The sequence below is a fragment of the Streptomyces sp. BR1 genome (assembly GCF_052373795.1).
Taxonomy (GTDB): Bacteria; Actinomycetota; Actinomycetes; order Streptomycetales; family Streptomycetaceae; genus Streptomyces.
In genome coordinates this window covers 4756805-4782198 of sequence record NZ_CM126252.1, presented here as the reverse complement: position 1 = coordinate 4782198, position 25394 = coordinate 4756805, and the positions used below count along the sequence as shown (strand labels likewise).

At 72.4% G+C, this 25394-nt stretch carries 18 protein-coding genes; 8 read left to right on the top strand and 10 right to left on the bottom strand.

What is annotated here, in order from left to right:
• The first annotated feature begins 127 nt into the window (after positions 1–127).
• Positions 128–3460, top strand: coding sequence for a S8 family serine peptidase (locus tag ACT1U9_RS20745; protein ID WP_444534184.1), 3333 nt, complete (start codon positions 128–130; stop codon positions 3458–3460).
• A 61-nt stretch (positions 3461–3521) separates the two neighbouring features.
• On the opposite strand, the gene ACT1U9_RS20740 is transcribed toward ACT1U9_RS20745, so the two are convergent.
• Entirely contained in the window at positions 3522–5012 is a 1491-nt protein-coding gene (locus tag ACT1U9_RS20740; protein ID WP_444534183.1) for a M28 family peptidase, read from the bottom strand.
• Positions 5013–5248: 236 nt separating this feature from the next.
• Between ACT1U9_RS20740 and ACT1U9_RS20735 the strand changes: the two genes are divergently transcribed.
• Entirely contained in the window at positions 5249–6265 is a 1017-nt protein-coding gene (locus tag ACT1U9_RS20735) for an aspartate-semialdehyde dehydrogenase (RefSeq protein WP_444534182.1), read from the top strand.
• Between the two features lie 387 nt (positions 6266–6652).
• Here ACT1U9_RS20735 and ACT1U9_RS20730 read toward each other — a convergent pair whose 3' ends face one another.
• A complete protein-coding gene (locus tag ACT1U9_RS20730) occupies positions 6653–7828 on the bottom strand; it encodes an MFS transporter (protein WP_444534181.1) in 1176 nt (391 codons plus the stop codon).
• 57 nt (positions 7829–7885) lie between these two features.
• Here ACT1U9_RS20730 and ACT1U9_RS20725 point away from each other — a divergent pair, with 57 nt between their 5' ends.
• Entirely contained in the window at positions 7886–8842 is a 957-nt protein-coding gene (locus ACT1U9_RS20725; protein ID WP_444534180.1) for a LysR family transcriptional regulator, read from the top strand.
• On the opposite strand, the gene ACT1U9_RS20720 is transcribed toward ACT1U9_RS20725, so the two are convergent.
• A complete protein-coding gene (locus ACT1U9_RS20720; RefSeq protein ID WP_444534179.1) occupies positions 8793–9314 on the bottom strand; it encodes a DUF1203 domain-containing protein in 522 nt (173 codons plus the stop codon). The genes ACT1U9_RS20725 and ACT1U9_RS20720 overlap by 50 nt on opposite strands.
• 172 nt (positions 9315–9486) lie before the next feature.
• Between ACT1U9_RS20720 and pepN the strand changes: the two genes are divergently transcribed.
• Positions 9487–12057 (top strand): aminopeptidase N, encoded by a 2571-nt coding sequence (gene pepN / locus ACT1U9_RS20715; RefSeq protein ID WP_444534178.1) that lies wholly within the window; start codon positions 9487–9489, stop codon positions 12055–12057.
• Positions 12058–12273: 216 nt separating this feature from the next.
• Here the strand turns inward: pepN and ACT1U9_RS20710 are convergent, their stop codons facing one another.
• Genes ACT1U9_RS20710 through ACT1U9_RS20700 form a run of 3 tightly spaced genes read right to left on the bottom strand, consistent with a single transcriptional unit; the run spans position 12274 to position 15138 of the window.
• Positions 12274–13185: a LysR family transcriptional regulator gene (locus ACT1U9_RS20710; protein ID WP_444534177.1), complete on the bottom strand. Its 912-nt coding sequence runs from the start codon at positions 13183–13185 to the stop codon at positions 12274–12276.
• Positions 13186–13194: 9 nt separating this feature from the next.
• A complete protein-coding gene (locus ACT1U9_RS20705) occupies positions 13195–14127 on the bottom strand; it encodes a DMT family transporter (protein WP_444534176.1) in 933 nt (310 codons plus the stop codon).
• A gap of 51 nt (positions 14128–14178) precedes the next feature.
• Positions 14179–15138, bottom strand: a complete 960-nt coding sequence (locus ACT1U9_RS20700) for an EamA family transporter (RefSeq protein ID WP_444534175.1) — start codon at positions 15136–15138, stop codon at positions 14179–14181.
• A 120-nt stretch (positions 15139–15258) separates the two neighbouring features.
• Between ACT1U9_RS20700 and ACT1U9_RS20695 the strand changes: the two genes are divergently transcribed.
• Positions 15259–15759 (top strand): MarR family winged helix-turn-helix transcriptional regulator, encoded by a 501-nt coding sequence (locus ACT1U9_RS20695; RefSeq protein WP_444534174.1) that lies wholly within the window; start codon positions 15259–15261, stop codon positions 15757–15759.
• Between the two features lie 97 nt (positions 15760–15856).
• Here the strand turns inward: ACT1U9_RS20695 and ACT1U9_RS20690 are convergent, their stop codons facing one another.
• Genes ACT1U9_RS20690 through ACT1U9_RS20680 form a run of 3 tightly spaced genes read right to left on the bottom strand, consistent with a single transcriptional unit; the run spans position 15857 to position 18518 of the window.
• Positions 15857–16087 (bottom strand): hypothetical protein, encoded by a 231-nt coding sequence (locus ACT1U9_RS20690; RefSeq protein WP_188278126.1) that lies wholly within the window; start codon positions 16085–16087, stop codon positions 15857–15859.
• Between the two features lie 20 nt (positions 16088–16107).
• Positions 16108–18336, bottom strand: a complete 2229-nt coding sequence (malQ, locus tag ACT1U9_RS20685; RefSeq protein ID WP_444534173.1) for a 4-alpha-glucanotransferase — start codon at positions 18334–18336, stop codon at positions 16108–16110.
• Between the two features lie 2 nt (positions 18337–18338).
• Complete coding sequence (locus ACT1U9_RS20680) at positions 18339–18518, bottom strand: hypothetical protein (RefSeq protein ID WP_444539204.1); 180 nt, start codon at positions 18516–18518, stop codon at positions 18339–18341.
• A 227-nt stretch (positions 18519–18745) separates the two neighbouring features.
• Here ACT1U9_RS20680 and ACT1U9_RS20675 point away from each other — a divergent pair, with 227 nt between their 5' ends.
• The gene (locus ACT1U9_RS20675) at positions 18746–21832 is read left to right on the top strand and encodes a beta-N-acetylglucosaminidase domain-containing protein (protein ID WP_444534172.1); all 3087 of its coding nucleotides are present in this window, start codon (positions 18746–18748) and stop codon (positions 21830–21832) included.
• Between the two features lie 124 nt (positions 21833–21956).
• On the opposite strand, the gene ACT1U9_RS20670 is transcribed toward ACT1U9_RS20675, so the two are convergent.
• A complete protein-coding gene (locus tag ACT1U9_RS20670) occupies positions 21957–22493 on the bottom strand; it encodes an HNH endonuclease (protein ID WP_188278129.1) in 537 nt (178 codons plus the stop codon).
• A 254-nt stretch (positions 22494–22747) separates the two neighbouring features.
• Between ACT1U9_RS20670 and ACT1U9_RS20665 the strand changes: the two genes are divergently transcribed.
• The gene (locus ACT1U9_RS20665; protein ID WP_444534171.1) at positions 22748–23830 is read left to right on the top strand and encodes a mechanosensitive ion channel family protein; all 1083 of its coding nucleotides are present in this window, start codon (positions 22748–22750) and stop codon (positions 23828–23830) included.
• Positions 23831–24107: 277 nt separating this feature from the next.
• Positions 24108–25313: an ROK family transcriptional regulator gene (locus ACT1U9_RS20660; RefSeq protein WP_444534170.1), complete on the top strand. Its 1206-nt coding sequence runs from the start codon at positions 24108–24110 to the stop codon at positions 25311–25313.
• Positions 25314–25394: the final 81 nt, after the last annotated feature.

The window sequence follows — 25394 nt, the reverse complement described above, 5'->3', positions numbered from 1 at the left end:
ATGGCGTATGGCGGGATTCCGCCATGTCCGATTCCGGCAACGGTCAACTCTCCACAAAGACCTGTCATATACGAAATGCTCAGCGGTCATCCGGCACCGTATTCCGGACCCTTTCTGACCATTAGGGATGCTGATGACCTCCGAATCGCCGCGCGCCATACCCGGCGCGAGACGTACGGCCCAGATAGCGGCCGCGGCCGGCATGGTGGCCGCGCTCGTCGCCGCGGGCGCCGCGCCCGTCTTCGCCTCGGGCCAGAGCGGCCCGACGCCCGCCCCCGCGCAGTCCACCCCCGTCAAGGCCCCCGCGGACAAGCTCGGCGTGGCCGGGCAGCAGCGGCTCGCCGAGGCCGAGGCCAAGGGCGAGAAGAGCGTCACCGTCATGGTGGCGACCGCCCCCGGCGCCACCGGCGCCGTCACCCGCCAGCTCGGCTCCGTCTCCGGCGCCACCGTCGGCAAGACCGACGACAAGCTCGGTTACGTACGGGCCACCCTGCCCACCGGCAGCGCCCAGTCCGCCCTGAAGGCGGCCGCGAAGCTGCCCTCCGTCCACGGGATCGACCTCAAGCAGGAGATCCAGCTGGACGACCCGACCCCGGTCGGCGACAACCCCAAGGGCGCCAAGTCCCTGCGCAGCGCCTCCGCGCAGCCCGCGCCGGGCAAGAACACACCGGCGAAGAACCCGTACAACCCGTCCTTCGAGACGGGCGCGGTCGACTTCGTCAAGCAGCACCCCAAGGCGGACGGCCGGGGCATCACCATCGGCGTCCTCGACTCGGGCGTGGACCTGGGCCACCCGGCGCTGCAGAAGACCACCACCGGCGAGCGCAAGATCGTCGACTGGGTCACCTCGACCGACCCGGTGGCCGACAACGACGGCACCTGGCGGCGGATGAACACCCCGGTCTCCGGGTCGACGTTCACCTACGCGGGCCGCACCTGGAAGGCGCCGGCCGGCTCGTACGAGATCAGCATGTTCTCGGAGGCGGTCACCAAGGGCGGCGACGCCAAGGGCGACCTGAACCGGGACGGCGACACCACCGACAGCTGGGGCGTGCTCTACGACCCGGTCGCCGGGACCGTGCGCGTGGACCTCAACAACAACGGCGACTTCACCGACGACGAGCCGATGAAGCCGTACAAGGACGGCTACCAGGTCGGCTACTTCGGCGAGGACAAGACCGACCCGGTCACCGGCGCCAGCAAGCGGATCCCGTTCACCGTCGAGATCCGCAAGGACGTCAAGTACGACGCGGCCGGGCACACCTCGGACTACGTCAACATCGGCGTCATCGAGTCCGAGCACGGCACCCATGTCGCGGGCATCACCGCGGCCAACGGCCTGTTCGGCGGCAAGATGAGCGGCGCCGCCCCCGGCGCCAAGATCGTCTCCTCGCGGGCCTGCAACTGGTCCGGCGGCTGCACCAACATCGCGCTCACCGAGGGCATGATCGACCTGGTCACCAACCGCCACGTCGACATCGTCAACATGTCGATCGGCGGTCTGCCGGCGCTCAACGACGGCAACAACGCGCGCGCCGAACTCTACAAGCGCCTGATCGACACCTACGGCGTCCAGCTGGTCATCTCGGCCGGCAACGAGGGCCCCGGTGTGAACACGATCGGCGACCCGGGCCTCGCGGACCACGTCATCTCCGTCGGCGCCACCATCTCCCAGCAGACCTGGGCGTCCAACTACGGCTCGGCCGTGTCGAAGAAGTACGACATGATGCCGTTCTCCTCGCGCGGCCCGCGTGAGGACGGCGGCTTCACGCCGACCCTGTCGGCGCCGGGTGCCGCGATCAACACCACCCAGACCTGGCTGCCGGGCTCCCCGGTCAAGGAGTCGGGCTACTCGCTGCCGGCCGGCTACTCGATGCTCCAGGGCACCTCGATGGCCTCGCCGCAGGCGACGGGCGCGGCGGCCCTGCTGCTCTCGGCCGCCAAGCAGCAGCACATCGACCTGGCACCGGCCGATCTGCGCACCGCGCTGACCTCTACGGCCAAGCACATCAAGGGTGTTCAGGCCTACGCCGAGGGCGCGGGCCTGATCGACATCGTCGACGCCTGGAGCATGATCAAGGCGGGTGCGAAGGACTCGGGCGGTCTCGCCCACGAGTACACCGTCAAGGCGCCGGTGAAGACCGCGCTCGACTTCGCCCTGAAGACGCCGGGCTTCGGCACCGGCATCTACGACCGCGAGGGCGGCCTCAAGGTCGGTGAGAAGCGGACGTACGACGTCACGATCACCCGCACCACGGGCCCGGACAAGGCCGTCAAGCACAAGCTGTCGTTCAAGAACGACGACGGTACGTTCAAGGTCCTCGGCTCCCGCGAGGTCGCGCTGCCGCTGGCGACGCCCGTCACCGTCAAGGTGCAGGCGCAGCCGAAGTCGGCGGGCGTGCACAGCGCCATCCTGGAGGTCGACGACAAGGCCACCAAGGGCGTCGACCAGCAGATCCTCGCCACGGTGCTCGTCTCCAAGCCGCTGGCGAAGCCGTCGTACGCCTTCACCGACTCCTCCTCGGTGCAGCGCAACAGCACCAAGTCGTACTTCGTGACCGTCCCGGCGGGCGCCAAGTCGCTTGAAATCGGCATGGGCGCGCTGCGCTCGGGCAGCCAGACCCGGTTCATCGCGCTCGACCCGTACGGGGTGCCGGTCGAGGACACCGGGACGCCCAACTGCTACCCGAACTACGACAACCCGGCCAACACCTGCCGCCCGGACCTGCGTTCGTACGCGAACCCGACGGCCGGTGTCTGGGAGATCGAGGTCGAGTCGCGCCGTACGTCGCCGTACCTCGACAACCCGTACAAGCTCGATGTCTCGCTGCTCGGCGCCGAGTTCGCCCCGGCGGTGCAGGCGCTGCCCGAGGCGAAGATCGGCACCGCGGCGCCGGTCGGCTGGAAGGTCACCAACGGGTTCGGCGTCCTCGACGGCCGTCTCCAGGGCGGCTCGCTGGGCTCCGCCAAGGTCGCCAAGCCGACCATCAAGCAGGGTGACGTCCAGAGCACCACGGTGACCATCGGCGAGGGCGTGGAGCGCCTGGACGTGGCCATCGGCGGCACCTCGGACGCCGGGGCCGACCTCGACCTCGCGGTCCTCAAGGACGGCGTGCAGGTCGCGACGTCGGCGGGCTCCACCTCGGAGGAGCACGTCAGCCTGGTCAAGCCGGCCGCGGGCACGTACACCATCCAGGTCGCGGGCTACTCGGTCCCGTCCGGGTCGACGACGTACAACTACCGCGATGTGTACTTCGCGCCGTCGCTCGGCACCGTCAAGGTCGACGGCACCACGCCCGTCAAGCTCGCCAACGGCGCCTCGGCGACCGTCGGCGCGCAGGTGCTGGTGAGCGGGGCGGCCCCCGAGGGCCGTCAGTTCTTCGGCGAGGTCAAGCTGGTCAACGCGCGCGGCACCGCCGCGGGCACCGGCAGCGTCGTGATCGAGAAGGTCACGCCGTAACCGGCTGAGCATGTGTGAGGGCCCGGCGTTCGGTGAACGCCGGGCCCTTCTCTGTGCCGCGTCAGCTCTTCAGCGAGCTCAGGTCCTGTGCGTATGTGCCGACCGCGTGCGCGATCACGTCGATGTTGAGGTCGAAGTACTTGCGGTCGATGTTCTTCAACGTGTCCCCGGCCGCGTGGTAGTTGGGGTCGAACGCCTCACCGGCGGTGCCGCCCCACTTCGCCGCCTGCTCGGGCGTCTTGATCTCCTCGGCGCCGGTGTAGGTGCCGCCCGCCGGGATGCCGACCTCGATGAACGGGCCGTAGTCGGAGCGGCCGTCGAAGTCGTACCCCTCGTGCTGGACATGGCGCTTGTCGAGGTAGCCGTTGATCAGGCCCTCGATCTGCGCCGAGCCCACCGGGCCCGGGCCCGCGCCCTTCTTGTCGGAGTCGTCGCCGTCGTAGACAAGCTGGGCGGCGTTGGGCGAGGCGATCATGTCGAAGTTGAGGTAGAGCTTGATCTGCCGCTTCTGGGCGTCGGTGAGCGACTTGACGTAGTGGTCGGAGCCGAGCAGGCCGAGCTCCTCTGCCGACCACCAGGCGAACCGGACCTTGTTGGCGGTGGGCTTCGGGTGCTTCTTGGTCTGCCTGGTCTCCTTGGCGAGCTTGAGGGCGACTTCGAGCACCCCGGCCGAGCCGGATCCGTTGTCGTTGATGCCGGGGCCCGCCGGGACCGAGTCGAGGTGGCTGCCGAGGGCTACGACGTTGTCGGGGTCGCCGCCCTTGGTCTCGGCGATCACGTTACGGGTCTTGTGCGCGACCGCCTCGGTGGCGACGTCCAGGGTGACGGTGACGTCGCCCTTGGCCGCCTGCGCGGCCAGCGCCTCGCCGTCGGCCAGCGAGATGCCGGTGGCGGGGATGTGCGCGTTGCCGGGCTCGCCGACCGAGCCGTGGACGGGCTCGGTGCCGGAGTGGTTGTAGACGATGATCCCGGCGGCGCCCGCCCGGGCCGCGACCGCCTCCTTCTGCTGGAAGGTGCAGCTGCCGCGCTTGACCAGGGCGATCTTGCCGGTGAAGGTGTCCGACTTGTAGTCGTCGAGCTCGCAGCCGGGCGTGGCGTCCACACGTACGGCCTTGACCTGGGCGGTGAGGCCACCTGCCGGGCTCGCCTTGCTGAACTTGAACGCGGCGGTCTTCAGCTCGCGCGGCTCGGGCGCCACGACCGTCAGCTTCTCGCGCAGCGCCTTGGACTCGTAGATGTCGAAGTCCTGGTACTTCACGTCGTACCCGGCGTTCTTGAGCTGCCCGTAGACGTACGCGGCCGACGCGTCGTAGCCGGGGGTGCCCGCGGCGCGGTTGCCGCCGTTGGCGTCGGCGATCTTCTGGAACTGCTCCAGATGGCGGTAGGCGCTCTCCCCCGACGCCTCCGCGACCAGCTTGCGCGCCAGGCGGTCGGCCTGGCGGTGCGGATCGGGGTGCCCATGGGAACGGGCTACGGCCGGGGTGGCGGCCGCCAGAAGTACGGGGGCGGCGGCCAGGACCGCTATGGCCCGGCTGCGACGGGATGCGCGCACGGAAGATCCTCCGTTATACGGGGGGTGATGACCGGTAATCGATCGGTACGGCAGGACCGTAACCAGCGAATCGTCCGTCGCAGGGCATTTCGGGGCGGATGCAACAGACCTGCCATGAGCTCGTCACAAGTGGGCAGCCGTCCCACAGCCCGGACAATGGATTGGACAAGTCGGCCGTGCGCCGACGCATCATGGAGGCGCCCGGGCCGTACATACGTGCACACAAAGGAGTCATCGTGAGGGTCGGAATCGTCGGAGCCACCGGACAGGTCGGCGGAGTCATGCGCAAGATCCTCGCCGAGCGGAAGTTTCCGGTCGACGAGCTTCGCCTGTTCGCCTCCGCGCGGTCGGCGGGCAGCGTGCTCGACGGGGTGACGGTCGAGGACGCCGCCACCGCCGACTTCTCCGGTCTGGACATCGTGCTGTTCTCGGCCGGCGGCGCCACCTCGCGCGCGCTCGCGGAGAAGGTCGCGGGCCAGGGCGCGGTCGTCATCGACAACTCCTCGGCGTGGCGCGGCCACCCCGAGGTGCCGCTGGTCGTCTCCGAGGTGAACCCGGACGCGATCCGCAACCGCCCCAAGGGCATCATCGCCAACCCGAACTGCACGACGATGGCCGCGATGCCGGTGCTGCGTCCGCTGCACGACGAGGCCGGGCTCACCGCGATGGTCGCCACCACCTACCAGGCCGTGTCCGGCTCGGGCCTCGCGGGCGTGGCCGAGCTGCACACCCAGGCGTGCAAGGTGGCCGAGGCGGCGGACCAGCTGACCTTCGACGGGGACGCGGTCGAGTTCCCCGAGCCGGGCGTCTACAAGCGCCCGATCGCCTTCAACGTACTTCCGCTCGCGGGCTCGATTGTCGACGACGGCTCGTTCGAGACGGACGAGGAGCAGAAGCTCCGCAACGAGTCCCGCAAGATCCTCGGCATCCCCGAGCTGAAGGTCTCCGGCACGTGTGTGCGTGTGCCGGTCTTCTCCGGCCACTCGCTCCAGGTGAACGCGCGCTTCTCGCGCCCGATCAGTGTGGAGCGAGCGTACGAGCTCCTGTCCGCCGCCCCCGGCGTCGAGCTCTCGGAGATCCCGACGCCGCTTCAGGCCGCGGGCAAGGACGCGTCGTACGTGGGCCGGATCCGCGTCGACGAGACGGTCGAGCACGGTCTGGCGCTGTTCCTGTCGAACGACAACCTCCGCAAGGGCGCGGCGCTCAACGCGGTCCAGATCGCGGAGCTGGTGGCGGCGGAACTGTCGGCGTAGTTCCCCCCACCCCGCCCCTTCCTTGAACCCTCCGGGGGTGGGTGGGGGCAAGGGTGGGCTCCCGGGGCGGGGCCCCGGACCCCTGGGCGGGGGGCTGCGCCCCCTGCACCCCGCTTCGTCTGCGGACCGTGCTGGGTTGCTCGCGCGGTTCCCCGCGCCCCTCAATGGGCCCTGCGGGCCCTCCTGGGGGCGCGGGCAACCGCGATGGGCCCGGAGGGCCCTCTTAGGGGCGCGGGGAACTGCGCGACCAGCCCCCACCGGCCCGCAGACAAACCAAGGGGGTCCGGGGGCAAAGCCCCCGGCAGCCCACCCCAACCCCCACCCGGCCGCCCGCCCAGGGCTTTCGGGAAGGGGCGGGGTGGGGGATCCGCCCGCCGCAGGCGCCGCCTACCGCCGGCTCGCCGCCCCCACGACCAGCAGCGCTCCGCCCGCCAACCCCGCCCCCACCACCAGCACAACCGTCTCCCCCGACCCGTTCACCACCGCACCCCCCACCGCCGCGCCCAGCGCAATCGCCGCGTTGAAGACGCCCACCAGCAGGGCAGAGGCCGCCTCCGGCGAGCGCGGGGCCGCCGCCAACAGCCACGTCTGGGTCGTGACCGAGACGCCGCCGTAGGCCAGGCCCCACACCGCCAGCAGGACGATGGACAACAGCGCCGAACCCTGCGCGAACGCCAGCAGCGCCAGTACCGCGGCGAGCAGCCCCGAAATGACCGGCAGCGCCCGCCCCGCAGCCGTCGCGCCCGCGACGAAGTTGCCCACGACCCCCGCGACCCCGTACAGCAGCAGAAGCCCGCTCACCGCGTCCGGGGAGATACCGTCGACGCGCTCCAGGACGGGCCGTACGTATGTGTACGCCGCGAAATGGCCCGTCACCAGGAGCAGTACCAGCAGCAGACCCACCCGTACCGGGCGCAGCGCGAGGAGCCCGGCCAGCTGCGCCGGGCGGACCGCGCGCTCGGCGGGCAGCGGCGGCAGCAGTACCGCCAGCAGCGCGGCCACCGCGAGCGCGAGCAGCCCCACCGCCGCGAACCCCCAGCGCCAGCCCGCCAGTTCACCGACCAGCGCGCCCGCCGGGACGCCGACGACCGACGCCACCGCGATGCCGCTGAAGACGACGGCCGTCGCCCGGCCCACCGCCTCGGCGCGTACGAGCCGGTGCGCCAGACCCGCCGCCAGCGCCCACACCCCGCCGATGCACACCCCGACGACCAGACGGGCACCGAGCAGTACACCGAAGCCCGGCGCCAGGGCCGAGACCAGGTCGGCGGCGGCCAGGAGCAGCACCAGGGCCACCAGGAGCGTACGGCGGTCGGTGCGGCCCGCCAGCGCGGGCAGCAGCGGCGCGGTGACCGCCGCCACCACCCCCGGCAGGGTGACCGCGAGCCCGGCCGTCCCCTCGCTCACCCCGAGCGCGTCCCCGAGCGGACTGAGCAGGCCGACGGGCAGCATCTCGGTGGTGACGACGCTGAAGGTCGTGGCGGCGACCGCGAGAACGGCGGCCCGGCTCCGCGCGGGGCTCAAGAGGGCGTGATCCGGGGCGACTTCGGTGATCGTGTCCATGCCCCCCAGCCTTCGCCCGCCCGGCGGCGGGAACAACGGCCGTTTTCTCATCCTTGGATGAGCTGGGCCAATGAATCGACGGCGGAGGAGCTTTTCGTGGGCGGGCTGGAAATACGTGAGCTGGAGTGCTTCCTCGTCCTCGCCGACGAACTGCACTTCGGACGGACCGGGGAGCGGCTGTACCTCTCGCAGAGCCGGGTCAGCCAGCTGCTCGCCGCCCTGGAGCGTCGACTCGGGGCGCGCCTGGTCGAGCGCACCAGCCGCCGCGTACGTCTGACGCCCTTCGGCGACGCCTTCGTAGCCGAACTACGGCCTTCGTACGAGCAGTTGGCGGATGTCGTCGCCAAAGCGCGCGCGACCGCGCTCGGCGGCACGCTGCGGATCGGGTTCCAGGGCGCGGCCAACGCGGATCTGACGGGGGCGCTCGGCGCGTTCCGCGCGGCGTATCCCGAGGTCCGTACGCAGGTCACCGAGGTGCCGCTGTGCGATCCGTTCGGCGCGCTGCGGCGCGGTGAGGTGGACACGGCCGCCGTGCTGCTGCCGGTGGCCGAGCCGGATCTGGAGCTGGGGCCGGTCTTCTCCGAGCAGCAGCAGACGCTCGCGGTGTCGGTCCGGCATCCGTACGCCTCGCGCCCGTCCCTGCCCGCCGCCGAACTCGCCGGTGCCCGCCTCATCGCTCCGGCGGCACCCGCCCCGGCCTACTGGCGTACGGCGCAGGCGCCCGGGGCGGATGACGGGCCCGCCGTGGCGACCCTCCAGGAGGGCCTGACCCTGGTCGCGGCGGACATCGGGGCGATGCTGCTGTGCCGCCCGAGCGCCGAGTACCACGCGCGCGACGACATCGCCTTCGTGCCGGTGGAGGGGCTGCCCGCCTCGGCCCTTGGCGTGGTGTGGCGCCGGGGCGGGGCGACGGCCGCGGTGCACGCGTTCGCGGACGCGCTGGCCGGGGTTCAAAGACAGGCTCTTAGGGGCGGCGCACCTCGAAGAGGAAGCAGCCGTACTCCAGCGCCCTGACGTGGACGAGGGTGACCTGCGGGTCGGCGAACGCCTCCTCGAAGGCCGCGTCGCAGGCCGCCGTCGCATCCGCCGGGACCGCGAGCAGGCGGCCGCCGACGATCCGCCCCTCGCTGTCGTAGCGGCGCACGGTACGCAGCGCGCCCTCGGTGGCGAACGGATAGCCGTCCGCCTCGCCCGGCCCGTCGCACTCGGCGTGGATGAAGACCGGGCCCTGTTCGTCGTACGCGCCCGGCTTGGCCCAGGTCAGGGCCGCCCAGCGGCGCAGCGGGGCGTACGACACGAGCGCGATGCGCTCGCCGGGATCGCTCCGGCGCAGACAGCAGCGCAGGGGCGCGCCGCCCTCGTCGTCGGTGTACGGGACGCAGGGACGCCCGGCGTCGTCGCTCACCCGCAGCTGCGCGAGCGCGGCGGACCCGATGGCCCGGGCGGTGTAGGTGGTGGTCGCGGTGGTCGAAGTCGTCGTGTTCATGCCTTCGAGCCTGGCCCGCGTCCGCCGCGTCCACCGGCGGAATTCGGACCTGGCGGTGGACGGGTACGCGGGCGGCGAAAAGCCCTGTACGTCCGCCGGAGGTGTCATGTAAGGATGGCCGGAACCGTCACGATCTGATGGATACATCTGAAGTTCTGAAGGAGATGGCCGGGTGCCTGGCACGAATCTGACCCGTGAAGAGGCGCAGCAGCGGGCGAAGCTGCTGAGCGTCGACTCGTACGCGATCGAGCTCGATCTGAGCGGGGCACAGGAGGGCGGCACCTTCCGGTCCGTGACGACCGTGCGCTTCGACTCCGCCGAGGCCGGCGCACAGACCTTCATCGACCTGGTCGCGCCCACCGTGCACGAGGTCGTCCTGAACGGGACCGCGCTGGACGCAGCCGCCGTGTTCGCCGACTCACGGATCGCGCTGACCGGTCTGGAGGCGGGCCCGAACGAGCTGAAGGTCGTCGCGGACTGCGCGTACACCAACACGGGCGAGGGTCTGCACCGCTTCGTCGACCCGGTCGACGACCAGGCGTACCTCTACACGCAGTTCGAGGTACCGGACGCGCGCCGTGTGTTCGCGTCCTTCGAGCAGCCGGACCTGAAGGCGACCTTCCAGTTCACCGTGAAGGCGCCCTCGGGCTGGACGGTCATCTCCAACTCGCCGACGCCGGAGCCCTCCGATGACGTGTGGACCTTCGAGCCCACCCCCCGGATCTCCAGCTACATCACGGCCCTGATCGTCGGCCCGTACCACTCGGTCCACTCCTCGTACGAGAAGGACGGGCAGTCGGTGCCGCTGGGCATCTACTGCCGTCCCTCGCTCGCCGAGTACCTCGACGCGGACGAGATCTTCGCGGTCACCCGGCAGGGCTTCGACTGGTTCCAGGAGAAGTTCGACTACGACTACCCGTTCGCCAAGTACGACCAGCTCTTCGTGCCGGAGTTCAACGCGGGCGCGATGGAGAACGCGGGCGCGGTGACCATCCGCGACCAGTACGTGTTCCGCTCGAAGGTGACGGACGCCGCGTACGAGGTGCGCGCCGAGACCATCCTGCACGAGCTGGCGCACATGTGGTTCGGCGACCTGGTCACCATGGAGTGGTGGAACGACCTGTGGCTGAACGAGTCGTTCGCCACCTACACCTCGATCGCCTGCCAGGCGTACGCCGAGGGCTCCAAGTGGCCGCACGCGTGGACCACGTTCGCCAACTCCATGAAGACCTGGGCGTACCGGCAGGACCAACTGCCGTCCACGCACCCGATCATGGCGGACATCCGCGACCTGGACGACGTGCTCGTCAACTTCGACGGCATCACGTACGCGAAGGGTGCTTCGGTTCTCAAGCAGCTCGTCGCGTACGTCGGCATGGACGAGTTCTTCCAGGGCGTGCAGGCGTACTTCAAGGCGCACGCGTTCGGGAACACGCGCCTCTCGGACCTGCTCGGCGCGCTGGAGGAGACCTCCGGGCGTGACCTGAAGACGTGGTCGAAGGCGTGGCTGGAGACGGCCGGGATCAACATCCTGCGCCCGGAGATCGAGGTGGACGGCGAGGGTCTGATCACCTCCTTCACCGTCCTCCAGGAGGCCCCGGCGCTGCCCGCCGGCGCCCAGGGCGAGCCGACCCTGCGCCCGCACCGCATCGCGATCGGCTTCTACGACCTGGACGAGGCGGGCAAGCTGGTCCGTACGCAGCGGATCGAGCTGGACGTCGACGGGGCGCGTACGTCGGTCGAGCTCCCGGCGGGCACGCGTCGCCCGGCCGTCGTGCTCCTCAACGACGACGACCTGTCGTACGCGAAGGTCCGCCTCGACGAGGAGTCCCTGAAGGTCGTCACCGCGCACCTCGGCGACTTCACCGAGTCGCTGCCGCGCGCGCTGTGCTGGGCCTCGGCGTGGGACATGACCCGCGACGGCGAACTGGCCACGCGCGACTACCTGGCGCTCGTGCTCTCGGGCATCGCCAAGGAGTCGGACATCGGCGTCGTGCAGTCGCTGCACCGCCAGGTGAAGCTGGCGCTTGAGCTGTACGCGGCGCCGGACTGGCGCGAGACGGGTCTCGCCCTGTGGACCTCGGCGACCCTTGAGCAGCTGCGTGCGGCCGCACCCGGCAGCGACCACCAGCTGGCGTGGGCGCGGGCGTTCGCGGCGACGGCCCGTACGGGCGACCAGCTCGACCTGCTCCAGGGGCTGCTCGACGGCACGGAGACGGTGGACGGCCTGGCCGTCGACACCGAGCTGCGCTGGGCGTTCGTCGAGCGGCTCGCGGCGACGGGGCGTGCCGACGAGAAGGCGATCGCGGCGGAGCACGAGCGGGACCGTACGGCGGCGGGCGAGCGCCACGCCGCCACCGCGCGTGCGGCGCGGCCGACTGCCTCGGCGAAGGCGGAGGCGTGGGCCTTGGTGGTGGAGGGTGACTCACTGCCGAACGCGATGCAGGAGGCCGTGATCGGCGGCTTCGTCCAGACGGACCAGCGTGAACTCCTCGCCCCGTACACGGAGAAGTTCTTCGCGGCGGTCAAGGGTGTGTGGGAGTCGCGCTCGCACGAGATCGCGCAGCAGATCGCGACGGGTCTGTACCCCTCGCTCCAGGTCTCCGCCGAGACCCTGTCCGCGACGGACGCGTGGCTGGCCTCCGCCGCCCCCAACGCGGCCCTGCGCCGCCTGATCTCGGAGTCCCGAGCGGGCGTGGAGCGCGCGCTGCGGGCGCAGTCGGCGGACGCGGCGGCGTCGTAACGGGTCGGGGTGGGGCTGCCGGGGGCTTTGCCCCCGGACCCCCTTGGTTCGTCTGCGGACCGTGCTGGGTTGCTCGCGCCCACGCGGCGGAGCCGCAAATCGATACAGCCCCGCGCCCCTAGGAGGGCCCGAAGGGCCCCTTCAAGGGGCGCGGGGAACTGCGCGACAAGCCCCCACCGGCGGCCGGCCAAAGAACCCGGCCGCCCGCCCAGGGCTTTAGGGAAGGGGCAGGGTGGGGGACGACACCGCGCGTAGCGCGGACAGCACTCGTCCAACCCCCAGCCCACCCTCCCCGCCACGCCGCACCGCAGCCACCACATGCCGGTACGGGCGGTCCGCAAAGAGCTCCCGCATCGCCACCCCCTCCCTCCGCGCCGCGGCAAGGCGGGGGACCAGCGCGACCCCCATCCCCGCCTGCACCATCGACAGGATCGCCGTCCAGCCCGCCGCGCTGTGGGCCTGGGCGGGGACGAAACCCGCCGCCTCGCACGCGGCCACGGTGATCTCGGACCACGGCCCGCTCCCGCCGTAGATCCACGCCTCCCCCGCCAGGTCGGACAGCCGCAGGTCCGGCGCGGACGCGAGCGGGTGGTCGGCGGGCAGGGCCACGTCCAGCGGGTCGGCGAGCAGCGGCACCACCGTGAAGCGGGGATCGCGGGCGCTCGGCGCATGGGCGGCCAGCGACAAGGCGAGGTCGACGTCACCGGCCGACAGAAGCTCGTACGCCTCGGCCGCCTCCGCCTCCCGTACCCGTACATCGAGCGCGGGATGACTGCGCCGCAGCCGCAGCACGGCGGGCACCACCAGCGCGGGCACGGCCGTCGAGAACGCCCCCACCCGCACCTCGCCCGCCTCCCCCCGCAGATACCCGCCCAACTCCGCGTCCGCCCGCTCCAGTTGGGCGAAGACCGCATCCGCGTGCCGCAGTACGAGATGGGCGGCGTCGGTGAGGCGGACCCGGCGGCCGTCGGCTTCGAGGAGCGTCACGCCGAGCTGTTTGGCGAGGTTGGTCAGCTGCTGCGAGACCGCCGAGGGCGTCATGCGCAGCGCCTCGGCGGTCGCGGTCACGGTCCCCCGCTCGTGCAGGGTCCGCAGGATCCGCAGCTTCTTGATGTCCCAGTCGGCCATGGCCGCAACCTACCTGCGCGACCCCAGCACCACTCCGCCGAGGATCAGCGCCATGCAGAGCAGCTGCCCGGGTCCCGTCGCCTCGCCGAGCAGGGCGAAGGAGAGCAGCGCCACGCACACCGGCTGGAGGTAGTAGACGACGCCCGCGCGGGCCGCCCCGATCAGGCCGATCGCCTTGTTCCAGGCGAAGAAGGCGACGGCGGACGACAGCACCCCCACGTACACCAGCGGACCCACCGTTCCCGGCGTCGCCGCGAAGCCGCCCTGTACCGCGACACTCACCCCGTACACCGGCGCCAGCATCAGCGCACCGAGCGCGAAGGTGGTGAACAGGAAGGCGAGGGAGCCGAGTTCGGCCGGGCGGCGGCGCAGCAGCGCGCTGTACGAGGCGAAGGAGAGGGCCGCCGCGACCATCCACAGGTCGCCCGGCGCGAAGTCGGGGGTCAGCGACCCCTTGCTGACCAGCAGCAGCACCCCGGCGCAGGCGACGAGCATCCCGGCCGTGCGGCGCGCGCCGAGCCGCTGCCCGCCGAGCCGTTCGTACACCGCCATCAGGACCGGCGAGGCGGCCATGATCATGCCCATGTTGCCCGCCGAGGTGGAGAGTCCGGCCTGGTTCACGAGGGTGTTGTAGACGGTGACGCCGAGCAGCGCGGCGAGGAGCGCGAAGCCCAAGTGGCGACGGATCAGCGCCCGTTGGCGCCAGGCCTCACGGGCCGCGAAGGGTGCGACCGCCACCAGCGCGATGATCCAGCGCCAGAACGCGGCCTGGATGGGCGGTACGGAGTCGTGGAGCGCCCGGGAGGCGACGAAGCTGCCCGACCAGACGACGGTCGCGAGCCCCGCGAGGAGCAGCCCGCGCCCACCGGCCCGGGACGCGCGGGGCGCCCCGGGGGTGCTGGTCGATTCGGTGCGGACACGTGCGCGTTCCAGGACTGCCACGTTCGTCGTTTCTCCTTAGCGAGGTCAGCGGGGTTCTCGGTGAGTGGATCCCTACCGTCGCACCGCCGGACCCGTCAGGTCCATCGAATCTTTTCGATCAGTTCCTTTAGGAGAAGTGAACGAAGTGACACCGCGAGCCTTCCCGCGCGGCGTCCACTGGCCCGCCAGCGTCGCCCCGAACGCGATCGCCATCCCGACCAGCTGGAGCGGCGCCAGCGACTGCCCGAGCGCGGCCCACCCGATGACGGCGGCGGTGAGCGGCGAGAGCGGGCCCAGGAAGGTCACCGAGGTCGCGGTGAGCCGGCCGATGCCGCGGAACCAGAGCCAGTACGCCACCGCGGTGTTGACCAGCGCGAGGTAGAGGTAGCCCGCGAGGTTGCGCCCGTCGAGCGCGGGCGGCGCGCCCTCGGTCAGGAAGGCGATCGGCGCGATGAGCAGTCCGCCCGCTGTGAGCTGCCACCCCGTGAGCACCAGCGGCCCGACCCCCTCAGGCCGCCCCCAGCGCTTGGTGAACACGGTCCCGGCGGCCATCGAGGCCGAGGACGCCACCCCGGCGAGCACCCCGACGGTGTCGAGCGCCCCCGCCGCTCTCAGGACGACGAGACTCACCCCGAGCGCGGCCGCGATGCCCGTGAGGAGCGTACGCAACGTGGGCTTCTCGCCCAGGAAGAGCGCGGCGAGCCCGGCGACCCACAGCGGCCCGACGGACCCGATGACCGCCGCCATCCCGCCGGGCAGCCGGTAGGCGGAGAGGAAGAGCAGCGGGAAGAACGCCCCGATGTTCAGCGCCCCGAGCACCCCCGCCTTCCACCACCACTCCCCTCTTGGCAGCCGCCGCGTGACCGCGAGGAGCGCGAGCCCGGCGGGCAGCGCCCGCATCATGCCGGTGAACAACGGCCGGTCGGCGGGCAGGAACTGCGTGGTCACGGCATACGTGGAGCCCCAGGAGATGGGGGCGAGGGCGGTGAGCGCGATGGTGGCCAGGCGGCTCGGGTTGCGGACGGTGCTCATGCGGGGCTCCAGAAACGGGATCGACGCCGAAGTTGCTCGATGGAAAGTAGCTTACTCCTAAGCTACTTTCCGCCAAGCAACTTTCTTGCGCCCGACCCATTCCGCTCGGATACTGGGCCCATGACAGCGACCACCCCCCGCGACCCCGTCGACGCCATCACCGCACAGTGGGCGGAGGTCCGCCCCGACCTCGACACCCTTCCGATGGCCGTCTACGGCCGCATCTACCGCATCTCCCGGGCGATGGGCGACCGGATCGAGAAGGAGTACAAGCGGTTCGGGATCTCGCGCGGCGAGTTCGACGTACTGGCGACGCTGCGGCGCTCCGGCGAGCCGTACACGCTCTCGCCGCGCCAGCTCTCGGCGACGCTGATGCTCACCACCGGCGGGATGACCGGGCGGCTCGACAAGCTGGAGAAGGCCGGGCTGCTGAGCCGCAGCCCGGACCCGCACGACCGGCGCGGGCTGCGCGTCACGCTCTCCGACAAGGGCCGGGAGATCGTCGACGAGTCGGTGACGGCGGGCCTGGCGATGCAGCACGAGGTGCTGGACGGCGTGCTCGACGAGACCGAGGCGGCCCAACTCGCCGCCCTGCTGCGCAAACTGCTCGCCGCGCACTGAAACGGACGCGAGTCGCCCGAAATGAGAAAAAGGCGCCTTACGGTATGAGTCGGACTCGTACCGTAAAGCGCCTTCTCAAGGCGTGAAGCGCGGGCGGTCAGGCCTTCTTGCGCGACTTGTCGAGGACTATCACCAGACCGGCGATGATCGCGAAGAGCGCGATCGGCGTGACCACGTACAGGCCGATCGTGTTGATCACGCTCAGGCCCTTGCCCGGGTCGTCGCCGTCGTCGCGGGTGAGCGCGAGGGCGGGGGCCGACATGAGCAGCATCATCAGCGTCGTTCCGGCCGCCACGGCGCCGGCGCGCAGGGTGTTCTTCTTGTCCACACTGCAAAAGTAGCGAACGCCTAAGTGGGGCGCGCGCCCGGGGGTGCCGTATGAGTCCGCGCGCCCGTCCCGGCGGTGCGCGCGTCACCGGTGAACACCCGCATCAGGCCGTGCAGCCGGGGTGAGGAGACCAGGTCCTCCAGGGTCAGCGGGCGGCCGTCGGGGCCGGCCACGGGCAGGCGCCAGTTGGGGTACTGGTCCCAGGTGCCCGGCAGGTTCTGCGGGCGGCGGTCGCCCACCGCGTCCGGCAGCCAGACCCCGACCATCCGGGCGGGCGTGCGCAGCAGGAACCGGTAGACGGCCCGGACCGCGCCCTCCTCGCCCCGGGCGCCCTCCGGCAGCAGCCCGAGCCGGGCGAGATAGGCCAGCCACTCCCCCACCTCGGCCGCGTCCTCGGCCTGTTCCTCGGCGAGCGGGCGGGTGAGCAGGCCGAGGCGGTGGCGCAGGCCCACGTGTTCGCCCGTGAGCCGGGCGGCCGTGGACGGCAGGTCGTGCGTGGTGGCGGTGGCGACGCACGCCTCGCGCCAGGCGGTGGGGGGCAGTGGCCGGTCGGTGCCGCCCCAGTCGCGCTCGAACCAGAGCACCGAGGTGCCGAGCACCCCGCGCCTGCCGAGCGCCTCCCGTACTCCGGGCTCGACCGTGCCCAGGTCCTCCCCTATGACGACGGCCCCGGCGCGGTGCGCCTCCAGGACGAGGACGGCGAGCATCGCCTCGGCGTCGTAACGGACGTACGTCCCGGCGGTCGGCTCCTGGCCCTGCGGGACCCACCACAGCCGGAAAAGGCCCATGACGTGGTCGATCCGCAGCGCGCCCGCGTGCCGCAGCAGGTTCCGCAGGAGCCCTCGGTACGGGGCGTAGCCGGTCGCGGCCAGGACATCAGGGCGCCAGGGCGGCAGGCCCCAGTCCTGGCCTCGCGCGTTGAACGCGTCGGGCGGCGCGCCCACCGACATGCCCCGGGCGAAGGTGCGCTGCTGCGCCCAGGCGTCGGCGCCGCCCGGGTGCACACCGACGGCGAGGTCATGGACGAGCCCGACCGCCATCCCGGCCTCGCGGGCGGCCCGTTGGGCGGCGGCGAGCTGGGTGTCGGTGAGCCAGGCGAGGCGGGTGTGGAAGTCGACGCGGTCGATGAGCTCGCGGCGGGCGCGCGCGGTGGCGGCCGAGCGCGGGTCGCGCAGCCCCTGCGGCCACCGCGCCCAGTCGGACCCGTACCGCTCGGCGAGCGCGCACCAGGTGGCGTGGTCCTCCAGCGCCTGCCCCTGCTGCGCCAGATAGTCGCAGTACGCGGCCCTTCGACCGGGCGCCAGCGGTACGCGCGCGATCTCCTCAAGGGCTTCCCGCTTGAGCGCCCACACCGCGTCCCGATCGATCAACTCACCGTCGTGCAGAACGGATTGGCGCAGCACGTCGGCCGCCTTGAGGAGCTCGTCGAGCCGCCGCCTGTCGCGTACGTACGCGTACTCGGCGACGTCCTCGATCCGCAGGTGTACGGGGTCGGGGAAGCGGCGGGAGGAGGGGCGGTAGGGCGAGGGGTCGGTGGGGGCGCCCGGGACGGCCGCGTGCAGCGGGTTGATCTGGAGGAACCCGGCCCCCACGGCCCGCCCCGCCCACGCGGCGGCCTCTGCGAGGTCCCCGAGGTCGCCCATGCCCCAGGAACGGGCGGAGAGCAGCGAGTACAGCTGCACCAGGAACCCATGGGTGCGGGCGGGGGGTTGCGGGGTGCGGGCGGGCGCGACGACGAGCGTGGCGCGCGCGACGCGGCCGTCGGGGGTGCGGGCGGTGACACGGTGGACGCCGAGGGGGAGGGCGGGCCAGGGAGTTCCGGGCGGTGGTTCGGCCGATCCCGGCGGCCCGGCGGGTGGTGGCTCGGGCTGCGCATCCCGCCCGGCGCGTGCCGATGCCTCACCCGGTCCCGGTGGCTCCGCCGCCTCCGGCGTCACCCACCGCGTCTCCCCGCCGTCCTCCGCCTCGACGCGGATCGTCGTGCCCGGGGGCAGGGTCGCGAGGGCCGGGGGCGGGGACGGTGGGCCCGGGGTGTGCCAGTGGACCACCGTGGGGGGCAACAGGCGTTCCGCCTCGGCCAGTTCGGCCACCGCAAGGGAGGTGGCCACCGCCTCGGGGGTCGCCGCGTCCACGCCCAGCGCGGCCAGGACCGCGACGACCGTGGCGTCCGCGACCGGAACCGTACGGTCCGGCGACGGGTCGTACGACGTGGCGACGCCGTGCAGCGCGGCGAGCCGGGCGAGGGTCATCGTCAGGCTCCGGCTGGCCCGGCCACCGGGGTCGGCTCGCTGGTCAGGGGCGCCGCCTCGGTCAACGGCGGCTCGCTGGTGAGCGGTTCGGCGTCGGCCAGCGGAGGTTCGCTGGTCAGGGGCTGTTCGAGGGCGGAGAGGGCCACGGGGGCTCCACGGAGTGTCGGCAACGGGGGACACAGCAGCCCTACCCCGTGGGCGGGCTCCCATCCGTACAACGTGAGGCGGGTCACGGTCGTCACTGCGCGTTCGCCGCGGCGACACGTTTCTCCGCTCGTGAACGATCACCGGAGGGGGCAATTCCGGCACAACAGTCACCCGCATTGACACCCTCGCACCGGGGGTGGTGGGCTCGGGGCGGGTTGTGGCGCGGGCGGCCGCAAAAGCGGTGCCGAGGCGAGGAGATGGCGTGCGGTTCGGGCGCGGTAGGCGGGCGACGGCTCTCGCGGTGGCCGTGATCGGTGGGCTCCTCGGCGCGGCCCCCGGCGCACTCGCGGCTCCCACCGGACCCTGGGCGCCCGACCAGCCCACCACCGGCCCGTCCCAGGGCGCCGGACAGGACTCCGTCCCGGCCGTCTGGCCCCGGCCGCAGTCGGTGAAGCGGTCCGGGACCGGGCTGAGCCTGGGCAGCGAGGCCGTGGTGATCGCGGACCCCGGCGCCGACCCGTACGCGGTGTCCGCGCTCGGCGACGTACTCGACCAGGCCGGAGTCACCACGATCCACGACGTCCCCCAAGCTCTTGAGGAGCAGGGGGGACCCCCAGCGGGCAACGGGCCGGTGTTCGTGGTGGGCGGGGCGGGCGCGCAGGACGCGCTGCGCGCCCTGCGGGTCCCCGAGCGCGGGGATCTGCCGTCGGGCGGCTACCGGATCGGGGTCGGCCGGGTCGGCGGGCGGGACACCGTCGCCATCGACGGCGTCGGCGACGACGGCCTCTTCCACGCCGTGCAGACGCTGCGTCAGCTCGTCGGCAAGGACGCGCGCGGGGACGCGACCGTGCCCGGCGTGAGCGTGCGGGACTGGCCCGCCACCGCCGTGCGCGGCACCACGGAAGGCTTCTACGGGCAGCCCTGGACGCCCGAACAGCGGCTCGGGCAGCTGGACTTCATGGGGCGCACCAAGCAGAACCGGTTCATGTACGCGCCCGGCGACGACCCGTACCGCCAGACCCAGTGGCGCGACCCGTACCCGGCCGACCAGCGCGCCGCCTTCCGTACGCTCGCCGCCCGCGCCGCCGCCAACCATGTGACGCTCGCCTGGGCGGTCGCGCCCGGCCAGGAGATGTGCCTGTCCTCGGACGGCGACGTCAAGGCGCTGGTGCGCAAGCTCGACGCGATGTGGGCGCTCGGCGTGCGCGCCTTCCAGCTCCAGTTCCAGGACGTCAGCTACAGCGAGTGGCACTGCGGGCAGGACAAGAAGACGTTCGGGAAGGGCCCGGCCGCCGCCGCCCGCGCCCACGCGCGCGTGGCGAACGCCGTCGCCGCCCACCTCGCCGATCGCTACCCCGGCTCGCAGCCGCTGTCGCTGATGCCGACGGAGTACTACCAGGACGGCACCACCACGTACCGCAGCGCGCTCGCGGACGGGCTCGACGCGCGCGTACAGGTCGCCTGGACGGGTGTCGGGGTGGTGCCGCGCACCATCACCGGGCGCGAACTCGCGGGCGCGCGGGCCGCGTTCGGGCATCCGCTGGTGACGATGGACAACTACCCGGTCAACGACTGGGCGCCCGGCCGGATCTTCCTCGGCCCGTACACCGGCCGCGAGCCCGCCGTCGCGACCGGCTCGGCGGCGCTGCTCGCCAACGCCATGGAGCAGGCGTCGGCCTCCCGCATCCCGCTGTTCACGGCCGCCGACTACGCCTGGAACCCGCAGGGTTACGAGCCCGAGGCGTCCTGGCGGGCCGCGATCGCGGATCTGGCGGACGGCGACGCGCCGGTGCGCGAGGCGCTGACCGCGCTGGCAGGCAACGACTCCTCGTCGGTGCTCAGCAGCGCCGAGTCGGCCTATCTGCGCCCGCTCCTGGACGCGTTCTGGCAGTCGCGCGGCTCGGCGGATCCATCAGTACGGGACGGGGCCGCCGCACGGCTGCGCTCGGCGTTCACGGTGATGCGCCAGACGCCCGACCGGCTCGCCGCCGACAGCGCGCTGGCCGACGAGGTCCGCCCCTGGTCCGACCGGCTCTCGCGGTACGGCCGGGCCGGGGAGGCCGCCGTCGACATGCTCCAGGCGCAGGCCCACGGCCGGGGTGCGGCCGCCTGGAAGGCCTCGCTCGCCCTGGAGCCGCTGCGGCAGAGCGCCGCGACCGGGACGGCCACGGTCGGCAAGGGGGTCCTGGACGCGTTCCTGGCGCGCGCGGCCGACGCGTCGGCGGCCTGGACGGGCGCGGACCGCCCGGCCGGGAACGTCACCGTGTCGCCGGACGCGTACACCGTGGGCCTCGGGCGGGTGCGCCCCGTGGAGGCGCTGACGGTCATGGACGACGCGGGCTTCGGCCCAGGCCCCGCCGTGGGCCCCGGCTCGGGTCCGCCCGCCTGGGCCACGACGGGCGCCCCGGCCGCCCCGGTCGTCGGCCCCGGCCCCGTCCTCGCCGACGCGCGCGTGCCCTGGGCCGAGGGCGGGGCGCTGGTGCAGGTGCATGTGCCGGGTCAGGGCTGGCGCAGCGTCGGGCCGCTGTCGGGCGACGGCTGGACACAGGCCCCCGCCGGTGGCGTCCTCGCCGACGCCGTCCGCGTCACCGGGCCCGCCGACTCCGTACGATCCGTACGGCATCTGATCCCGTGGTTCGCGGACGAGCCGCGCGCCCGCTTCGAGCTGGCGAAGGACGCGACGGACGCGGAGATCGGCGGCAAGCCGCAGCGGGTCGCGGCGGTGCTGACGTCGACGCGCCCCGGTGACGTACAGGGCACGCTCACCGCACGCGCTCCCCGAGGCATCACCGTCACGGCCCCCAGCTCGGCCACGGTGCCGCGCGGGGCCACTTCGACGGTGCCGGTGGAGGTGACGGTGGCGCCGGGCACTCCCGCGGGCGAGTACCGCGTGCCGGTCTCCTTCGCCGGGCAGGAGCGGACCCTGACCGTGAAGGCGTATCCGCGTACGGTGGGCCCCGACCTGATCGCGGGCGCGGCAGCGTCGTCCTCGGGCGACGAGACTCCCGCGTTCCCGGCCCGCGCGGCGGCCGACGGCGACCCGTCCACGCGCTGGTCGTCCCCGGCGGTCGACAACGCCTGGTGGCAGGCCGAACTCCCGGCCCGCAGCCGCGTCGGCCTGGTGGTCCTGAACTGGCAGGACGCCTACGCGAGCGCGTACACCATCCAGACCTCCCCCGACGGCCGCACCTGGCGCACGGCGGCAACGATCCGAGACGGCAGGGGCGGCCGAGAGGCGGTGCGGATGGACGCACGCGACGCCCGCTTCATAAGAGTCCAGGGCGTCACACGGGCAACCCCGTACGGCTACTCACTGTGGTCGGTGGAGGCGTACGCAGTAGCGCAGTAGGTTGCCCGCGCCGCCAGGCTTTCAAGGGGCGCGGGGCTGTGACATTTGCGGCTCCGCCGCGCGGGCGCGACAAGCCCCCACCGGCCCGCAGACAAACCCCACGCCCGACAAAAATGGCCCGGAATCAGGCAGAAATGCCATCGATCCGGGCCAGAGCATCATCCGCCCCGAACGGTTGAAGGTACGGAAGCCATCGCGGATCCCGATGCCCCGTACCGATGATGCGCCAGGCCAGCCCACTGGGCGGCGCGGGCTGATGCCGCAGGCGCCAGCCGAGCTCCAACAAGTGACGGTCGGCCTTGACGTGGTTGCAGCGGCGGCACGCGGCCACCACGTTGTCCCAGACGTGCAGACCACCACGGCTGCGCGGGATGACGTGGTCGACGCTGGTTGCGACGCCACCGCAGTACATACAGCGCCCGCCGTCCCGTGCGAAGAGCGCACGGCGGGTCAGCGGAACGGGCCCCCGGTAGGGGACCCGTACGAATCTCTTCAGCCGGACCACGCTGGGCGCGGGGACGGCACGGGTCGCGCTATGCATGAAGGCGCCGGATTCCTCTAGGCAGACTGCCTTGTTTTCGAGCACGAGGACGAGCGCGCGGCGGAGCGGTACGACGCCGAGGGGCTCGTACGACGCGTTGAGGACCAGGACGTGCGGCACGGTGGATGCCTCCTTGTACGCCGGCGGCGCGTGGCTCGCGCCGGGACGATCTGCCTTCAGTCTCTCCTCATGCCTGGTCGAAACGCCACCACGTCCGGGTAACGGGCTGGAAGTGTTTTCGACCACACTCCCCTACATCCCCAGGTCCGGTCCGTCTCTCCCTCGAACACGGCACCGAAGCACATGGGTTGCCCCGTTAGTGTGGTTGGCCTGCCGTCGCACTGTCGGCAGCGCAAGTCCTGGAGGTTCCCGCCGTGCACTGGCCCGCCGTACTGGCCGCCGGATCCCCGTCCGCCGATCCCACCGGTCCGACGACCACCCCCACCCTCGACAACGCCCAGAAGTCGGCCACCGAGGCCGCCGGCTGGGTCGAGCAGAACTGGTCGACGTGGCTCGCCATCGGCCTGCGCATCCTGCTGATCCTGATCATCGCGTCGGTCCTGCGGGTGCTCATACGCCGGGCGCTCACCAAGCTCATAGACCGGATGAACCGCAGCGCCCAGGCCGTGGAGGGCACCGCGCTCGGCGGCCTCCTGGTCAACGCCGAGCGCCGCCGCCAGCGCTCGGAGGCGATCGGTTCGGTCCTGCGCTCGGTCGCGTCCTTCCTGATCCTGGGCACGGCGGCCCTGATGATCCTGGGCGTCCTCAACATCAACCTGGCGCCGCTGCTGGCGTCGGCGGGTGTCGCGGGTGTGGCGATCGGTTTCGGCGCGCGCAACCTCGTCACGGACTTCCTGTCCGGTGTCTTCATGATTCTGGAGGACCAGTACGGAGTCGGCGACTCGATCGACGCGGGCGTGGCCTCCGGCGAGGTCGTCGAGGTGGGCCTGCGCGTGACGAAGCTGCGCGGCGACAACGGTGAGATCTGGTACGTACGCAACGGAGAGATCAAGCGGATCGGCAACCTCAGCCAGGGCTGGGCGACGGCCTCCGTCGACGTCCAGGTCCGCCCGAGCGAGGACCTGGGCCGGGTCCGCGCGGTGATCGCCGAGGCGACCGACTCCATGACCAAGGACGAGCCGTGGAACGAGCGGCTGTGGGGCCCGGTGGAGATCCTGGGCCTCAACGAGGTGCTGCTCGAGTCGATGGTCATCCGTATCTCGGCGAAGACGATGCCGGGCAAGGCGGTGGGTGTCGAGCGCGAACTGCGCTGGCGCATCAAGGAGGCGTTCGACGCGGCGGGCATCCGCATCGTGGGCGGCCCGCCCCTGACGGAGACCGCCGCCACGGCGGACCCGACGGCGTCCATGGCCGCCCCCTCGGCCCTGGGCAACCCGACGTCCCCCCAGTCCCTGGCCACGGCCGAGATACCGCCGGGCCCGAGCCTGTCGAAGTAATCCGTACGCACAAGGGCGCCCCCACCGGTCAGGTCCGGCGGGGGCGCCCTTTGCCGCGCCCCGTCGCATCCTGAGAGCCCGGGCCCGGGCGCGTATGTGACATCGGTTTGGGGCGATCGACCCGAGGTAACGGAATGATTGCCGCCCGGGGTCAGACCATTGACGGGGCCCTGACGTGCGGCCTACCGTCCTCCCAACCGAATAGGAAACTTTCCTAACAGTGCTCCCCGCAGCAGCGAGACGCGGCGGGCCCCAGCCGAAGGCAGGTGCAAGCGTCGTGGCGGGTACTACCCCGGGAACTCCGCGCGTACTCCGCGCCATGAACGACCGCGCCGCCCTCGATCTCCTGCTGGAGCACGGGCCGTTGTCCCGCACCCGGATCGGGAAGCTCACCGGGCTCTCCAAGCCCACCGCCTCGCAGCTGCTCGCGCGCCTCGAAGCCGCCGGGCTCGTCGTCGCGACCGGCACCACCGAGGGACGACCGGGCCCCAACGCCCAGCTGTACGCGGTCAATTCGCGGGCCGCGCACGTCGCCGGGCTCGATGTCACGCCCGAGCGCATCCGCGCCGCCGTCGCCGATGTCACCGGGGACGTGGTCGGCGAGTTCGAGGTGCGCACGCCCGGGCGGCGCGCCGCCGAGTCCGTGGCGCGCCAGGTCACCGACGCCCTCGACGGGGCCGTCAAGGCCGCCCACCTGGTCCGCTCGGACCTGCACCGCGTCGTCATCGGCACCCCCGGCGCCTTCGACCCCGGCACCGGCCGCCTTCGCTACGCCTCCCATCTGCCCGGCTGGCACTCCCCCGCGCTGCTCGACGAGCTCGCCGCCGCGCTGCCCATGCCGGTCGAGTACGAGAACGACGTCAACCTCGCCGCCATCGCCGAGCAGCGCCTGGGCGCGGCCCGCGGCCACGACGACTTCGTGCTGCTCTGGAACGAGGGCGGGCTCGGCGCGGCCCTCGTCATCGGCGGGCGGCTGCACCGGGGCTTCACCGGCGGCGCGGGCGAGGTCGGCTTCCTGCCGGTGCCGGGCGCCCCGCTCGTACGCCATGTGACCAAGGCCAACAGCGGCGGCTTCCAGGAGCTGGCCGGCGGGCAGGTGGTGCCCCGGCTGGCCCGTGAGTTCGGTGTGCCCGACATCCCCGGCGGCACCCCCATCGAGGTCGCCGTCGCGCTGGTCGCGCGCGCGGCCGAGGCCGACGAGGGCCCGTACCGTCAGCTCCTCGAAACGTTCGCGACCGGCCTCGCCACCGGTCTCGCCTCCCTGGTCGCCGTGCTCGACCCCGAACTCGTCGTCCTCTCCGGTGCGTTGATCGCCGCCGGGGGCGAGCCGCTGCGCGAGCTCGTGCAGACCGAGCTGGGCGAGCTGGCCGCCTCCCGGCCCCGGCTCGTCATCGGCGAGGTCGACCGGCACCCGGTGCTGCGCGGCGCGTTGGAGAGCGCCCTCGCCACCACCCGTGACGAGGTCTTCGACACCTCGCGCTGAAAACCCGCCTGCTCAACCCCGCTGAACCCCGCCCCACCCCGTCCTGCCCCCACCCCCGACCCTGCCCCGGGAGACTTCGCC

Excerpts from the sequence above, each read along its gene's own strand:
- ACT1U9_RS20695 (WP_444534174.1), top strand. The coding sequence starts at position 15,259 with ATGACAGCGACCACCCCCCGCGACCCCGTCGACGCCATCACCGCACAG.
- ACT1U9_RS20700 (WP_444534175.1), bottom strand. The coding sequence starts at position 15,138 with ATGAGCACCGTCCGCAACCCGAGCCGCCTGGCCACCATCGCGCTCACC.
- malQ (WP_444534173.1), bottom strand. The coding sequence starts at position 18,336 with ATGACCCTCGCCCGGCTCGCCGCGCTGCACGGCGTCGCCACGTCGTAC.
- ACT1U9_RS20745 (WP_444534184.1), top strand. The coding sequence starts at position 128 with ATGCTGATGACCTCCGAATCGCCGCGCGCCATACCCGGCGCGAGACGT.
- ACT1U9_RS20725 (WP_444534180.1), top strand. The coding sequence starts at position 7,886 with ATGAGCTGGGCCAATGAATCGACGGCGGAGGAGCTTTTCGTGGGCGGG.
- ACT1U9_RS20730 (WP_444534181.1), bottom strand. The coding sequence starts at position 7,828 with ATGGACACGATCACCGAAGTCGCCCCGGATCACGCCCTCTTGAGCCCC.
- ACT1U9_RS20710 (WP_444534177.1), bottom strand. The coding sequence starts at position 13,185 with ATGGCCGACTGGGACATCAAGAAGCTGCGGATCCTGCGGACCCTGCAC.
- ACT1U9_RS20720 (WP_444534179.1), bottom strand. The coding sequence starts at position 9,314 with ATGAACACGACGACTTCGACCACCGCGACCACCACCTACACCGCCCGG.